The sequence below is a fragment of the Allobosea sp. RIT-PG3_2 genome (assembly GCF_057321085.1).
In genome coordinates this window covers 87,115-100,179 of the sequence record NZ_JBXWCA010000004.1, presented here as the reverse complement: position 1 = coordinate 100,179, position 13,065 = coordinate 87,115, and the positions used below count along the sequence as shown (strand labels likewise).

The window sequence follows — 13,065 nt, the reverse complement described above, 5'->3', positions numbered from 1 at the left end:
ATCTCGCAAACTCAGGACAGGATCTTTTCGATGTCGGGAACGACCACGAATTCGTCGGCCCATTTGGTGATGAAGCGGATGAATTCGGGCCGCCAGAGACTGCCGAGCCGCGGCGTCTGCTGGGCGTGCTTCATCGAAATCTCGGTGACCTCGTAGACCTTGTCGGCGAGAAGCCCGAGCGTGACCGGGTCGCCGTCGATCTCGACCTCGATAACGACGATTCGCGTGTCGGCCGTCTGCTGCGTCCGGGGCATGCCGAAGCGCAGGCGCAGATCGGCCAGCGGGATGACGTTGCCGCGGACATTGATCAGCGCCTGCAGGAAACTGCGCGCCCCGGCCACCAGGGTCACCGGCACGGGGTCGATGATCTCGCGCACCAGATCGGTCTCGATCGCGAAGATCTCGTTGCCGAGCCCGACCATCAGGACCTGAAGCCGGGTATCCGCGATTGCGGGAGCCGCCTGCACGGCCTCATACGTCTGGACCTGCTGCATCATGCGGCCTCCGGCGTCTTGTCGCTCTCGGCCCGACCCTGGCCGAGCGTCGCGAGTTGGGCGACGTCGAGGATGAGCGCCGCGGAACCATCGCCGAGGATGGTCGCGCCGGAAAACATCGTGACGTCGGAATGGAGCTTGGAGAGTGACTTGATCACGGTCTGGTGGCTGCCGATGATCTGATCGACGACGAGGCCGATGCGGGTGTCGCCCATCGTCGTGATGATGATCTTCTGATGCGGATCGGCTTCTCCCTGCGCGTCGAAGAGATCGCGCAGGCGCAGGAAGGGTACGAGGTCCCCGCGCACATTGAAGAAGTTGCGGCCGCGCGAGCGGGCCTCCTGCGCGGCCGTCAGTTCCACGCATTCCTCGACCGCCGAGAGCGGGATGATGTAGCAGCCCTCGCCGACGCGGATCAGAAGTCCTTCGATGATGGCGAGCGTCAGCGGCAGGCGCAGGGTCACGCTGGAGCCGTGGCCGGGCACCGTTGCGAGGTCGATCGTGCCGCGCATGGCCTCGATGGTGCGCTTGACCACGTCCATGCCGACCCCGCGGCCGGACAAGGCCGAGATCGTCCTGGCGGTCGAGAAGCCGGGATGGAACAGGAACTGGTGGATGTCGTGCTCGCCCATCGCGACGCCCGGCTGGATCAGGCCCTGTTCCTCGGCCTTGGCGCGGATCCGGGCCGTGTCGAGGCCGGCGCCATCATCCTGCACGGTCACCAGCACCTGCGCCCCGACGTAACGCGCCGCGAGCTCGATGCGGCCCGTCGCCGGCTTGCTGGTTTCGCCCCGCCGCTTCGTCGATTCGATGCCGTGGTCGATGGCGTTGCGGATGAGGTGGACCAGCGGATCGGCGAGGCGCTCGATCATCGTCTTGTCGAGTTCGGTATCCTCGCCGACGGTGACGAAGTCGACTGGCTTGCCGAGATCGCGCGACAGGTCGTGGACGAGGCGGCGGAAGCGGCCGAAGAGCGCGCCCATCGGGACCATGCGCACGCCCATGGTGGAATCGCGCAGGCCGGAGGCCAGCCGCTCGATTTCCTCGGCAATCGCCTTGATCGCGAGGTCGGTGCCGGAATGGGCGAGCTGGGAGAGCCTGGCCTGGGCGATGACGAGCTCGCCGACACGATCCATCAATTCGTCGAGCCGCTCGGCCTGGACGCGAACGGTCGAGGTCTTGTCCTCGGCGCGACGACTCAGCTCGGCCTTTTCCGGCGCGGCAACGGCGGTGCGTTCGGGGATAGCGGCCGGCAGAACTGCAGCCGGCACAGCGGCGACCGGCTCCGGCGCGGTGTCCGGCATCGACATATCCAGCGCCGGAGGAAGGCAAACGGCAGGCCCGTCGAGCGCGGATATGACGAGCGTCATCTCGTCTCGGACGAACATGAAGACGTCCTCGATCTCCTGCTTCGGGCAGGCGCTGTACAGCGTCACCATCCAGGAGATCAGGCAGCTTTCAGGGTCGAGCGCGCCGAGTTCCGGCACCTGGTCGAGATCGGCCTCGACGGTGCAGGGGCCGAGCGCCCGCAGATCGTCGAGCAGGACGAGCGGGTTGGTGCCGTTGCGGAGGATATTCGGCTCGAACCCGATCTCGATGAGCCAGCCGGACGGCGCGGCGGGCGAGAAAAAGAGATCGTCAGCCGGCTCGGACTGCATCTCCCCCTCGCCTTCGGCCGCCGCCGACAGGCCGTTCGTATCGCGGACAGCGTTGGCCGGTTGTCCTGGGCCGCCGCCGACGATGCGCTGCAGCTCCTCGACGATCGCCTCGCCGATGATCGGGTCGGTGGAGTCGGGATCGTCGATCAGCGTGCGGATATAGTCCTTGGCCGAGAGCGAGACCGTGACGATGTCGCGGTTCGCGTCGATCTTGCCCTTGCGGATCAGATCGAAGGCCGTCTCGAAATCATGGGTGAAGGCAGCGACCTTGTCGAAGCCGAACATCGCGCCCGAGCCCTTGATCGTGTGCAGCGCCCGGAAGGCCGCGTCGATCAGATCCCGGTTCCGCGGGGTCTGGCTGAGGTCGAGCAGGACCGTCTCGAGGCTGTCGAGCAGCTCGGCGGCTTCCTGCCGAAAGGTTTCGATCGGATCGAGTTCCATCAGTTGCACAACAGCTTGAGGACGACGGTCTCTCTAGGAGACGGGTGTGCGGCGGACCCGGCCTCTTCGCGCACCTGATCGGTCGCGGCGCGGGCCTTCTTCACCATCTTCAGGATCGTGAGGGCGCTCGCGGCTTCATGGCATCTGTCAGCGACGCCGCAGAGATCGACGAGAGCGGCTTCCAGTTGCCGCAGATGCCTGGACAGTTCCTCAAGTGGCGACAGCATGGGACAGCCGGCGGTCATCTGCGCACCAGTTTTGCGACGACGGCGAGAAGCTGTTCGGGCTTGAAGGGCTTGGTGATCCATCCCGTCGCACCGGCGGCCTTGGCCTCCTGTTTGACGGCATCGTCGGATTCGGTGGTCAGGAAGACGATCGGCACGCCCGTGAAGGACGGCAGCGCACGCAGGCCGCGGATCATCTGCATGCCGTTCATCACCGGCATGTTGAGATCAGTGACCACCAGATCGAAGCTTTCGGCCTTCGCCTTCTCAAGCCCCTCGGAACCATCGCCGGCCTCGACGATGACGTGCCCGTTTGGAGCGAGCACCAGCCTGATCATCTGGCGAATGCTCGGAGAATCATCGACCGTGAGTATCGTCGCCATGGCCAGCTCCTTCCCCTTCAAAAGGATTGAGATGCGCGGGCAGCACTACGCCGGCGCGGGCGAATGCCGCGCTGGCGGGCTTGGAAGCGCGCAGGATGGAAAACGGCAGCCTGCACGCTTCGAAGGACTTCGCTGCGGAAACGACGAGCTGGACGAACGTCAGATCCGCGTGCTCGACACGGGAAGCGTCGAGTTCGAGGGGCAGGCGAGCCGAAAGCGCCGCATCTAGACTATGTCTCAACTCCCCGGCATTGCCGATCGTATGGGAAGCCTCCAACAGAAGCGCTTCTGTTCTTGGTTGATCAGGAATCAAGTTCCGCTCCCGCAACTGTCGTTGACATTCCGTGAGCGAAAACTGGCAATAATCTGACACTAAATAGTTAATTCATCGAATTAGCTGGCTATTTTTATGAATTGATATTCGCTTTATGGATATACCGTTCGTTTTCTTGCTAGATGACAGGCTAGAGTTACAATATTTTGATACCCGATGCGCTGACCCCTCCTGCTTAGAGGCGATAGTGACGCTTGACACTCGTCGGGGCCAACAGGGTATATTTGAGGCAAGTTGAAGATGTCCCTGGCGGCTTCTCCGGAGCGCACGCCAGAGCGCCCACCTCGGAGACAACGCCAACGTCGCTGTTTCCAAGGCAGGCTCTGCGTCAGGTGGTTGGCTTGGAAGACGATATCGTCGATCTACCGGTGATATCGGCGCACTTTATGGCGATGGCTTAGAGCCGGCGGTTAGGGCACGCGTGAAGCTGTTAGCGGGGACCGCCTTGACCGAAGAGAAATCAAACTGGAGAATCAATATCGCGTCGGATGACGTGGATTATGTTTCGGAGACGCTGAGCCGCCTCTTCGCTCCCTGTATTGCAACTCCAGTCGAGCGCTCAAGACTCGATGTCCGCTCCGACCTTGTCGCTTATGATGATTTCGTCATGGGGCGAAGCGAATTCATCAACGGGATCAGATTTAATCCGTCGACTGAAGGTGATTTCGTACTTTGCCATGTTCCGATTTCCGGATCTTCCGAAATCAGATTTTCAAAACACGATTCCATAAGCAATGATAATCTGATAACATTCTGCAACGCGAGAACAATAAAATCCATCGCATACTCTGCTGGCCGCCGCGATATAATATTCATGGCGCGCGTCGACACCGTGCGAGCCAATCTCGCTACCCATCTTGGGTATCCGATTCGCAACTTGAGCGATTTTGTATTCGTTATCGACAAAAGCAGCTTATTGGGATCGGCGTTTTTCAACTACACGAACATCATCATGGATCTGCTTTTCAGCCATAATATGCTCGAGTCATCCAATATCAAACTCAGAAGATGCAAGGATGCTTTTATCGAGCTGGCAGTGGCAAGCTTGGGCAAAGACCAACTCTTGGGATTATCTGCGCGCGGAGAAACCATCGCCTTGGCGGAGGTGGCAAAGGCAGAGGATTTCATGTTTGCCAATCGCAAGGAGCCCATCGGCGTAAGCGATGCGGCCGCGCATCTCGGCATCTCGGTGAGAGCTCTGCAGTACTCTTTCAAACGCTATCGCGACGAAACCCCTCTTTCCACATTGATGCGTTATCGCCTCGAAGGGCTCAGGGACGAGCTTGTAGCAGGTGGCGACCGGAGCGTTGCCGAGATCGCCGCCAGTTGGGGCTTCGTGCACCCGAGCCGCCTGTCATTGACCTACCGAAAGGCTTTCGGAGAAAGTCCGCGCGAGACCGTGAAGCGCGGTAGGCTGGCGCGCTGACGCCAGCACGGGGCTGGTCTTCTCGTCACCTGGACCGCATGCGTGGATCGGATGCATCGCGCAGGGCATCGCCGAGCAGGTTGAGCGCCAGCACCGTCGCGAGGATCGCGAGACTCGGGAAAACCGCGAGCCACCAGGCGTCGAGGATGTTCTCGAAGCCCTCGCGGATCATGCTGCCCCAGGTCGCGGCGGGGGGCGGCACGCCGAGCCCGATGAAGCTGAGCGAGGCCTCCGTCCGGATCGCGGATGCCAGCCAGAGCGAGCTCATCACCACCACGTCCGACAGCATGTTGGGCAGGATGTGCCGGGTCATGATCCGGAACGGCCCGCAGCCATAGGAGCGGCTGGCCTCGACGAAATCGCGCTGGCGCAGCGTGATCGTCGGCGCGCGGGCGACGCGAGCGAAAGGCGCGATCTCCGTGACGGCGATCGCGATGATCAGGTTCTCCAGGCTGGCGCCCAGCATCGCCGCGATCATCAGGCCGAGCAGCAAGGTCGGGAAGGCGAGCAACACGTCGAGGACGCCCATCACGAGCTGGTCGAAGATCCCGCCGATATAGCCGGCGGCCACGCCGATCGCGGTGCCGATCAGCATGGCGATGAGGATCGCGACGAAGCCGACGAAGAGCGAGATGCGGGCGCCGTAGATCAGGCGCGAGAGCACGTCGCGGCCGTAGGAATCGGTGCCGAGCCAGAATTCGGCCGATGGCGGCTCGAGCCGCGCGACGATGTTCTGCTCCAGCGGATCGTAAGGCGCGAGCCACGGCGCGAACGCCGCCACGAAGACGATGAAGGCGAGAAGGACGAGGCCGATCCAGGCGAGCTTGTTCTGGCTGAAGGCGAGCCAGAGGCCACCCGGCCGCAGGTCGACGGTCGTGCTGGTGACGGCGCTCATGTGTATTTCACCCTGGGATCGACGAGGCCATAGGCCATGTCCGTCGCGGTGTTCACGATGATCACGCAGATGGCGAAGATGATCATCAGCCCCTGCAGCAGCGTGTAGTCGCGGGAGTTCAGCGCGCCGATGATCAGCTTGCCCAGCCCCGGGCGGTTGAAGATAATCTCGGTCAGCACCGAATTGCCGATCAGCGTGCCGAAATAGAGCCCGACCACCGTGATGATCGGGATCAGGCTGTTGCGCAGGGCATGCGTCACGACGAGTTGGGCGGGGCTCACGCCCTTGGCGCGGGCCGTCCGGATATAGTCCTCGGTCAGGACGCCGAGCATCGCCGCGCGGGTCACGCGCATCACATAGGCGGTCATGATGATGCCGAGATTGAGGGCCGGCAGCGCCAACGCACGCAGCCTGTCGGTCAGGTCGCCGGAACCGCTGGTGTTGCCCAGCACGGGGAACCAGCCGAGCTGGATGGCGAAGATGATCAGCATCAGGATGCCGGAGACGAAGGCCGGGAAGGACAGTCCGACCAGCGAAACGACGCGCGCGACATAGTCGACCCAGCCGTTGCGGCTGAGCGCGGCCGCGACACCGAGCGGCAGGCCGAAGACGAGGCCGATCGCGATGGCGGCGATCGTCAGCTCGATCGTCGAGGGCAGGACGAGCAGGACCTCCTGGACGACGCTGCGGCCGCTGCTGAGCGACTGACCGAGATCGCCGGTGAGGACGTTGCCGACGAAGGCGAGATACTGGAGATGGACCGGCTGGTCGAGGCCGAGCTTTTCGCGCAGCGCCGCGAGCGAAGCGGCGCTTGCCTGGTCGCCGAGGATGACGGAGGCCGCATCCCCCGGCACGAGCCGCACGAGCACGAATATCGCCGTCAGCATCACGAACAGCGTGGGTATGGCGAGCAGGAGACGCCTGAGAACGAAGCTCGTCATGCGGCGGCCCTTTCCTGCATCAGGCGCTGGGGAGCGAAGGCGGTGATCTCGCGCCGGGTCCGGCCTTCGACCACGAGTTCGGCAAGGATGGCCCCGACGACCGGGACGAGTTGGAAGCCGTGCCCCGAGAAGCCGAAGGCATGGTACAGCCCGGGCGCGTTCGGCGAAGCGCCGATCACCGGCAGATGGTCTGATGTCTGCGCCTCGATGCCCGTCCAGCAGCGGGCGATGCGAACGCCCCGTACCGCCGGGAAGAGGTCGCTCGCGGCGCGCGCACCCTTGGCGAGCTCGCTGAAGTTCACCGTGCTGCGTTCGAGGTCGAGATCGGCCGCACCCTGCAGGCCGCCCCCGATCACCAGCGTGCCCTGGTCCGACTGCTTGAATGACAGCGCCCGGCCGACCACGCTGGCGACCGGGTCAAGCAGCGGCGCGAGGCGTTCCGTTACCATCATCATCGAGGCGCGGACGCCGAGCGCGATCCCGTCGCCGAACAGCGCCGCCAGCCGGGCGGCCCACGCCCCCGCGGCGTTGACGACGACCGGAGCGCGGAAGCGGCGCTCGCCACAGATCAGCAGCCAGTCCGATCCCTGCCGGTCGAGCGCCTCGACGCCGCAGCCCTCGGCGATGACGACGCCTTCCGCGAGGCAGGCGCGGCGGAAGGCGAGGATGGTCCGGTGCGGATCGGCGGCGCCATCGCGTCGCGCCACCAGAGCCCCGACGCAATGCGGACTCAGCGCTGGCACGAGACGGCGAAGCTCCTTCGCATCGATCATTTCTTCATGGCCATAGCCGAGCGAGTGCATCTTTGCCTCGCGCCGCAGCAGGTCCGGCATGTGCTCCTCCCGTTCTGCGATGCGGAGCTGCCCATGCGCATGAAAGCCGCAGTCGTCGCCGACGATCTCCGCGATCCGGTGCCACATCGCCATGGCTTCGAGCGAGATCGGGATCTCGGCGATGTCGCGGCCGAGCGTCCGCACGCCGGCTGCGGTGGCGCCCGATGCATGCCGGCCCGTCCAGCGCCGCTCGATCACCACGACACGCCGGCCGGCGCGAGCCAGATGCAGCGCGGCCGACAGGCCGTGCAACCCGCCGCCCACCACCGCGACATCGACCGGTTCGGCGGTCATGCAGCCGGCTCCCGCTCGTCGAGGCTGGCAAGTTCGCCCAGCGTCACCGGCTTCAGCGGCGGCCGGATGCGATAGAACCCGACCTCTTCAACCGGCCGGTTCTGAGCCGCGGCGAGGATATGCGCCATCGTGTAACCGCATTGCCGCCCCTGACAGGGGCCCATACCGGCGCGGGTGAAGGCCTTCAGCTGGTTCGGGCCGGGGCGCCCCTGCTTGGCGAGGATGCGCAATTCGCCCGCCGTGACCTCCTCGCAGCGGCAGACCAGCGTCTCGTCGGCGGGGGCGAAGACCTGCCGGCGCGGCGCGTAGAGCGCATCGAGGAAGGGGCGCAGGGCGAGCGCACGCGAAAGCACCGTCCGTTCGGTGCGTGCCGCCGCGATGGCCGCTTCCTCTCGTAGCTTTCCCAATCTGGCGGCGACGCGCAGTGCCGCGATCCGCCCGCGCGGCTCGGCCGCCTCGGCGCCACCGATGCCCGCGCCGTCGCCTGCGACGAAGACGCCCGCTTGCGAGGTCTCGCCCCAGGCATCCAGGGTCGGGATGTAGCAGGACTGGCCGGGATGCCAGGTGACCGCGCAGCCGAGCGCGAGCGGCGCGTGGATGTTCGGCACGATGCCTTCATGCACGAGCAGCACCTCGGCGGCGACGCTGCCTTCGATGCCGTCCTCCGTGCGATAGCGCAGCTGCTCGAGATGACCGGCGCCCTCGGCGTGAAGCTCCGTGACATGGCGGATGATCGGAAAGCCGGCCCGCCTGAGCGCCATCGACCAGGACAGGCCCTTGGCGAGGTCACCGAGGCGTCCGAACGCCTGCGGCAGATGCCGGAGCGCCGCACCGAGCCGGCCGCGCGGCGTGGTGTCGAGAAAGCCGGCGATCCGCCCGCCGGCGGCCAGAAGCTGAGTCATGTAGAGCAGGGGCAACGGTCCGCAGCCAGCGATCCAGACCGGCTTTTCAGGCACGGAATCGGCCGTCTTCAGCAGGATTTGCGCGGCGCCCACCGTCAGCACGCCCGGCAGCGTCCAGCCCGGGAACGGCACCGGGCGTTCCTGCGCACCGGTGGCGAGGATGACGGCCTCTGCCGTCACGCTGCGGGCCCGCCCTTCCCGCGTCAGGAAGGCGCGAAAGCCCGGTTCGATCTGCCAGAGTTGGCTTTGCGCCTCGTAGAGCGCGCCGCAGGCACGGAAGGCGGCGGCGCGATCGACGCCAGCACGATACGCGTCACCGAGCCTTGCCAGGCGCGGCGTCGCCGCGGCAGTCTCGATCGCGCGCCAGATCTGGCCGCCGGGCGCCGGTTGCTCGTCGATGACACGCACCGAGAGGCCATGGCGGCGTGCGGTCACGGCGGCGGCCATGCCTGCCGGCCCCGCGCCGACGATGAGGAGGTCGGTGTGAACATCGCTCATGCCGAGAGGCTCCGGCGTCCTTGCTGGCGCGTGACGGACATGCCGTCCTGGACCGGCGTCAGGCAGCCCTGCACGGAGCCCTGTCCATCGACCTCGACAAGGCATTCGAAGCAGACGCCCATCATGCAGTAGGGCGCGCGGGAACTCTCCGACACCGGCGTGGTCCGGCTCCAGCCTTCTGGCTGACGCAACAGCAGGGCGGCGACGCTCTCCCCGGCCTCGGCTAGCAAAGGGTGCCCGTCGACATAGACCGTGACGGCGGCCGGCCCCGGATCATGCAGCTTGCGGAACATCGAAGCGTCTCTGGTGAAAAGGAAGAAGGGTCTCAGGCAACGAGCCGTCCATGATCGCCCCGGCCAGAAGCTCGGCGTGGATGGCCGCGAGCGTCACGCCGGAATGGCAGAGCGCGATGAAGGCGCCGGGATGGCTCTGTGATTGGGCATAGATCGGGTAGCCGTCGGGCGTCATGATCCTCAAGCCCGCCCATTGGCGGACGAGCTTCGCCGCCGCGAGCGCCGGGACCAGCCTGACGGTCTTGCGGCTCAGCTCGGCAGCCGCCGTTGCCGTGGTCGAAGTATCGAGGCCCACCTCGTCCTTGGTCGCGCCGATCATCACCGTGCCTTCCGCCGTCTGGCGCAGGCCGCTCGCCGGCAGCGGCAGAAAGGGGGCGAGCCGCTCGGTGACGAGCACTTGGCCGCGCTCGGGGTGAACAGGCACATCGAGGCCGACCTGCCGGCCGAGCTCCGCCGAGCCGAGCCCGGCGGCAATGACGATGCGTGGCGCCGTCAACGTTTCGCCCTCCAGGACGAGACGGAAATCCGCGCCCGCCGGCTCGATGCGCTCGACGCGTGAACGGTGGCGAATGCGACCGCCAAGGCGTGTCAGCCCGTCATGCAGCGCCGCCAGAAGCCGCAGCGGATTGGCATGGCCGTCGTGCCGGCCGAAGCTCGCTCCCGTCACCTCCGGCCCCAAACCCGCCTTGGGCAGCAGGCGCTCCAGCGCCGATCTGTCGAGCATCTCCCAGTCGGGCTCGCCTTCGCCGCGCTGGTTGTGCAGGCGGAGCAGATCGAGGCGCCGCTTTTCGAAGGCCTGTTCACCGAGACAGAAGGCAAGGCCGCCATTCTGCTCGTAGGACAGGTCGGTTCCGGTCTCGGCCTGGAGTGCATCGGAAAGGCAACGCCACAGCGCGATGCTCCGGCGTGTCAGGGCCTGGTAGGCGGGCATGCCGAGCCCCTTGCCCTGCTGCCAGACCAGGCCGAAATTCGCACGCGCCGCGCGGAAGTCGCCGTCGTCGCCATCGAGCAGCAACACGTTCTGGCGTCGCTTGGCGAGGCCGTAGGCGATGGCTGCCCCGACAGTTCCTCCTCCGATGACGACGATGTCGGGCCGCATGCGATTTTCCCTTGCCGGCTTCGACGTTAGGGAGCCATGTTGTATTTCGTCAAAGTCGTTTTTATCGGCCTCCTATTCCGCAGGGTTATGCAATGGTCCGACGGCTCAACCTGCGGCAGATCGAGGCCTTCAAGGCGGTCATCGAATACGGCACGGTGAGCCGCGCCGCCGATATGATGAACATCTCCCAGCCGGCGATGAGCAAGCTGATCGCCCATCTCGAAGCGGATACGGGCCTGCAGCTGTTCGACCGGGTGAAGGGGCGGCTGACGGCGACCCGGCGCGGCATGCGGCTCTACGAGGAGATCGACCGGATCTTTGCCGGGGTGCGCCAGGTGGAGAACGCGGTGGAAGCGATCCGCCGCGACGAGCAGAGCCGGCTGCTGATCGGCGTCATGCCGGCGCTCTCGGGCTCCTTCATCCAGCAGGCGACATCGCGTTTTCTCGCCAGCCAGCCGGGGGTGTTCTGCTCGGTGCAGTCGCGCAGTTCACAATGGATCGCCGATGGGCTCGTCACCCGAAAGCTCGATGTCGGATTCACCGTCGCGCCGATCGACAATCCCTACATCGTCGCCGAGCCGCTGATGGCCCATCCGCTCGTCTGCATCCTGCCGCTCGACCATCCGCTGACGGAAAAGAGCGTGATCACCCCGGCCGATATCGACGGCGTCGCCTTCGTCTCGTTCGATCCGGAGAGTTTTACGGCCCGGCGGATCGGCCAGGTCTTCGACGCACACGGCGTCGCGCCGAATATCGTCATGGTCGTGAGCATTTCGCCGACGCTGTGCGAGTTCGTCTCCGCCGGCGTCGGCATATCGCTGGTTCATCCCTCCGCCATCGGGGGCTTGCGGGGCAAGGTGGCGATCCGGAGCTTCGATCCCGCCGTTCAGCTCGATTTCCAACTCTGCCGCATCCGCGACAGCCGCAATGCCCGGCTCGTCGAGGCGTTCCTTGACGGCGCCCGACAGGCGGCAGCGGAGATATCGCGGACGATCCTTACGCCGGGCTGAGCCTCACCGTCGCCAAGGCTTGCAGCAATGGCGCGTGATCGCCCTCGCGCAGGCGGCGAAGCGCGGCGATCACATCATGCCGCTGTGCCGGCGTGGCGACGAAGCGGCAGGCCCGCTCCAGCTTGTCTTCGAGATTGGCCCATGACGGAGGATCAGACGCTTCCCCGCGTGGCGCCGTAACCGGAGAGACGAATGCGCGGCCCTCGGCCCTTATGGTGACGCGGGACAGCGTCTCGGCCGGAAAACGGGCGTCGAGCTCGGGATCGAGGTGCAGCGAAACCTTTTCCGCCAGCGCGACGATATCGGGCCGATCGACCGCCGCCTCGGTCAGCGGCAGGAGCGCCTCCGGCCCGTCGATCGCGATCAGGCCGAGGCAATAGGGGATGCTGAACTGGATGTCCGTGAAACCCTGCGGGCGCGGCCGGTTCGCCAGGCGCAGCGCGCCGCTATAGGTGGCGACGTCGATGGAGTCGATGCGGCGCGGGTCGATGCGATTCTCCGCGAGAAGACCGAGGAATGCATCGGCAGGGGCATGGACATGCCGGCAGCAGGCAAGGAATTTCATATAGTTGCGCATGATGTAGTGTTGCCGGCCGAGCCCGTCTGCCAGCCCTTCGAGCCGGAAATGCTCGTGATTGTCGAGCAAGGTCAGCGGGCCGGTATGCCCGGCTTCGGCCAGCAGCACGGCGTGCGCAGCCGTGACGCTCGACCAGGGGATGCCCTCCTTGACGTCGCTGCCTTCCTGGGCGCGGAAGGCGGGACCCGCCCCGGCATGAAGCTGGTTCGGCGCGCTCATGCCGCTGATGGCGAGCGCGTGCGCCAGTTGCTCCGCAGGGGTGTGTCTCAGAAAGCCGAGGGCCGCGACCACGCCGTAGCCCGACCACATACCGGTATTGGCATAGAAGCGCCGGGCGGCCCCGACCGCGACGCCAACCTCGTAGCCGACGACGATCGCCTGCAGCAGCTCGTCCGTGGTTGCGCCCATTTCCTGAGCCGCGGCGAAGGCGGCTGGAATGATCGCGGCTCCGGGGTGCCCGCGCGCGATCCGGTGCCCGTCGTCGAGATCAAGGGCCGCCGCTGCCGAAGCATTGCACCAGATCGCGCCGGCAAGAACCGAGCTCTGCCCGGTGAACCAGACCGGAAGGGCGCCATCGGCCATCGTCGCGCGGGCGGCTTGCCGAACCGCGCGGGGACCCGGCGCCCCAATGCCGGCGGCTGCAGCCGCGACAAGGTCGAGCACGCTGCGGCAGGCCGCCTCCCGCAACTCCGGCGTCAAGGGCCGGCGAGTGGCAGCGACATAGCTCGCGAGCTGACGCACCGTCTCCATCGTCGGATGTCCC

General features: G+C 65.8%; 14 protein-coding genes. 2 read left to right on the top strand and 12 right to left on the bottom strand.

Translation table 11 applies throughout. From position 1 onward, the window contains the following. Nucleotides 1-11: 11 nt before the first annotated feature. Genes AC2FAN_RS13790 through AC2FAN_RS13770 form a run of 5 tightly spaced genes read right to left on the bottom strand, consistent with a single transcriptional unit; the run spans nt 12 to nt 3,573 of the window. On the bottom strand, nt 12-494 hold the full coding sequence (locus AC2FAN_RS13790; RefSeq protein ID WP_485175240.1) for a chemotaxis protein CheW: 483 nt from the start codon (nt 492-494) through the stop codon (nt 12-14). Further along, nucleotides 494-2,596: a chemotaxis protein CheA gene (locus AC2FAN_RS13785; RefSeq protein WP_485175238.1), complete on the bottom strand. Its 2,103-nt coding sequence runs from the start codon at nt 2,594-2,596 to the stop codon at nt 494-496. Before AC2FAN_RS13785 ends, AC2FAN_RS13790 begins: the two co-directional genes overlap by 1 nt. After that, nucleotides 2,593-2,838, bottom strand: a complete 246-nt coding sequence (locus AC2FAN_RS13780) for a hypothetical protein (protein WP_485174733.1) — start codon at nt 2,836-2,838, stop codon at nt 2,593-2,595. The genes AC2FAN_RS13785 and AC2FAN_RS13780 overlap by 4 nt, the downstream gene beginning before the upstream one ends. Continuing rightward, nucleotides 2,835-3,200: a response regulator gene (locus AC2FAN_RS13775; RefSeq protein ID WP_485174731.1), complete on the bottom strand. Its 366-nt coding sequence runs from the start codon at nt 3,198-3,200 to the stop codon at nt 2,835-2,837. The genes AC2FAN_RS13780 and AC2FAN_RS13775 overlap by 4 nt, the downstream gene beginning before the upstream one ends. Then, on the bottom strand, nt 3,175-3,573 hold the full coding sequence (locus tag AC2FAN_RS13770) for an STAS domain-containing protein (protein ID WP_485174729.1): 399 nt from the start codon (nt 3,571-3,573) through the stop codon (nt 3,175-3,177). Before AC2FAN_RS13770 ends, AC2FAN_RS13775 begins: the two co-directional genes overlap by 26 nt. A 406-nt stretch (nt 3,574-3,979) precedes the next feature. Here AC2FAN_RS13770 and AC2FAN_RS13765 point away from each other — a divergent pair, with 406 nt between their 5' ends. After that, on the top strand, nt 3,980-4,960 hold the full coding sequence (locus tag AC2FAN_RS13765) for an AraC family transcriptional regulator (RefSeq protein ID WP_485174727.1): 981 nt from the start codon (nt 3,980-3,982) through the stop codon (nt 4,958-4,960). A gap of 25 nt (nt 4,961-4,985) precedes the next feature. On the opposite strand, the gene AC2FAN_RS13760 is transcribed toward AC2FAN_RS13765, so the two are convergent. Genes AC2FAN_RS13760 through AC2FAN_RS13735 form a run of 6 tightly spaced genes read right to left on the bottom strand, consistent with a single transcriptional unit; the run spans nt 4,986 to nt 10,715 of the window. Continuing rightward, nucleotides 4,986-5,855 (bottom strand): ABC transporter permease, encoded by an 870-nt coding sequence (locus AC2FAN_RS13760; RefSeq protein ID WP_485174725.1) that lies wholly within the window; start codon nt 5,853-5,855, stop codon nt 4,986-4,988. Next, nucleotides 5,852-6,796, bottom strand: coding sequence for an ABC transporter permease (locus AC2FAN_RS13755; RefSeq protein WP_485174723.1), 945 nt, complete (start codon nt 6,794-6,796; stop codon nt 5,852-5,854). Before AC2FAN_RS13755 ends, AC2FAN_RS13760 begins: the two co-directional genes overlap by 4 nt. Then, the gene (locus AC2FAN_RS13750) at nt 6,793-7,923 is read right to left on the bottom strand and encodes an NAD(P)/FAD-dependent oxidoreductase (RefSeq protein WP_265050772.1); all 1,131 of its coding nucleotides are present in this window, start codon (nt 7,921-7,923) and stop codon (nt 6,793-6,795) included. Before AC2FAN_RS13750 ends, AC2FAN_RS13755 begins: the two co-directional genes overlap by 4 nt. After that, nucleotides 7,920-9,323, bottom strand: a complete 1,404-nt coding sequence (locus AC2FAN_RS13745; RefSeq protein ID WP_485174721.1) for an FAD/NAD(P)-dependent oxidoreductase — start codon at nt 9,321-9,323, stop codon at nt 7,920-7,922. Before AC2FAN_RS13745 ends, AC2FAN_RS13750 begins: the two co-directional genes overlap by 4 nt. Beyond that, nucleotides 9,320-9,616: a (2Fe-2S)-binding protein gene (locus AC2FAN_RS13740; protein WP_265050774.1), complete on the bottom strand. Its 297-nt coding sequence runs from the start codon at nt 9,614-9,616 to the stop codon at nt 9,320-9,322. Before AC2FAN_RS13740 ends, AC2FAN_RS13745 begins: the two co-directional genes overlap by 4 nt. Further along, complete coding sequence (locus AC2FAN_RS13735; RefSeq protein ID WP_485174718.1) at nt 9,597-10,715, bottom strand: NAD(P)/FAD-dependent oxidoreductase; 1,119 nt, start codon at nt 10,713-10,715, stop codon at nt 9,597-9,599. Before AC2FAN_RS13735 ends, AC2FAN_RS13740 begins: the two co-directional genes overlap by 20 nt. 92 nt (nt 10,716-10,807) lie before the next feature. Here AC2FAN_RS13735 and AC2FAN_RS13730 point away from each other — a divergent pair, with 92 nt between their 5' ends. Next, a complete protein-coding gene (locus AC2FAN_RS13730; protein ID WP_265050776.1) occupies nt 10,808-11,725 on the top strand; it encodes a LysR substrate-binding domain-containing protein in 918 nt (305 codons plus the stop codon). Here AC2FAN_RS13730 and AC2FAN_RS13725 read toward each other — a convergent pair. Further along, nucleotides 11,712-13,052 (bottom strand): MmgE/PrpD family protein, encoded by a 1,341-nt coding sequence (locus AC2FAN_RS13725; RefSeq protein ID WP_485174716.1) that lies wholly within the window; start codon nt 13,050-13,052, stop codon nt 11,712-11,714. The genes AC2FAN_RS13730 and AC2FAN_RS13725 overlap by 14 nt on opposite strands. Between the last annotated feature and the right edge of the window lie 13 nt (nt 13,053-13,065).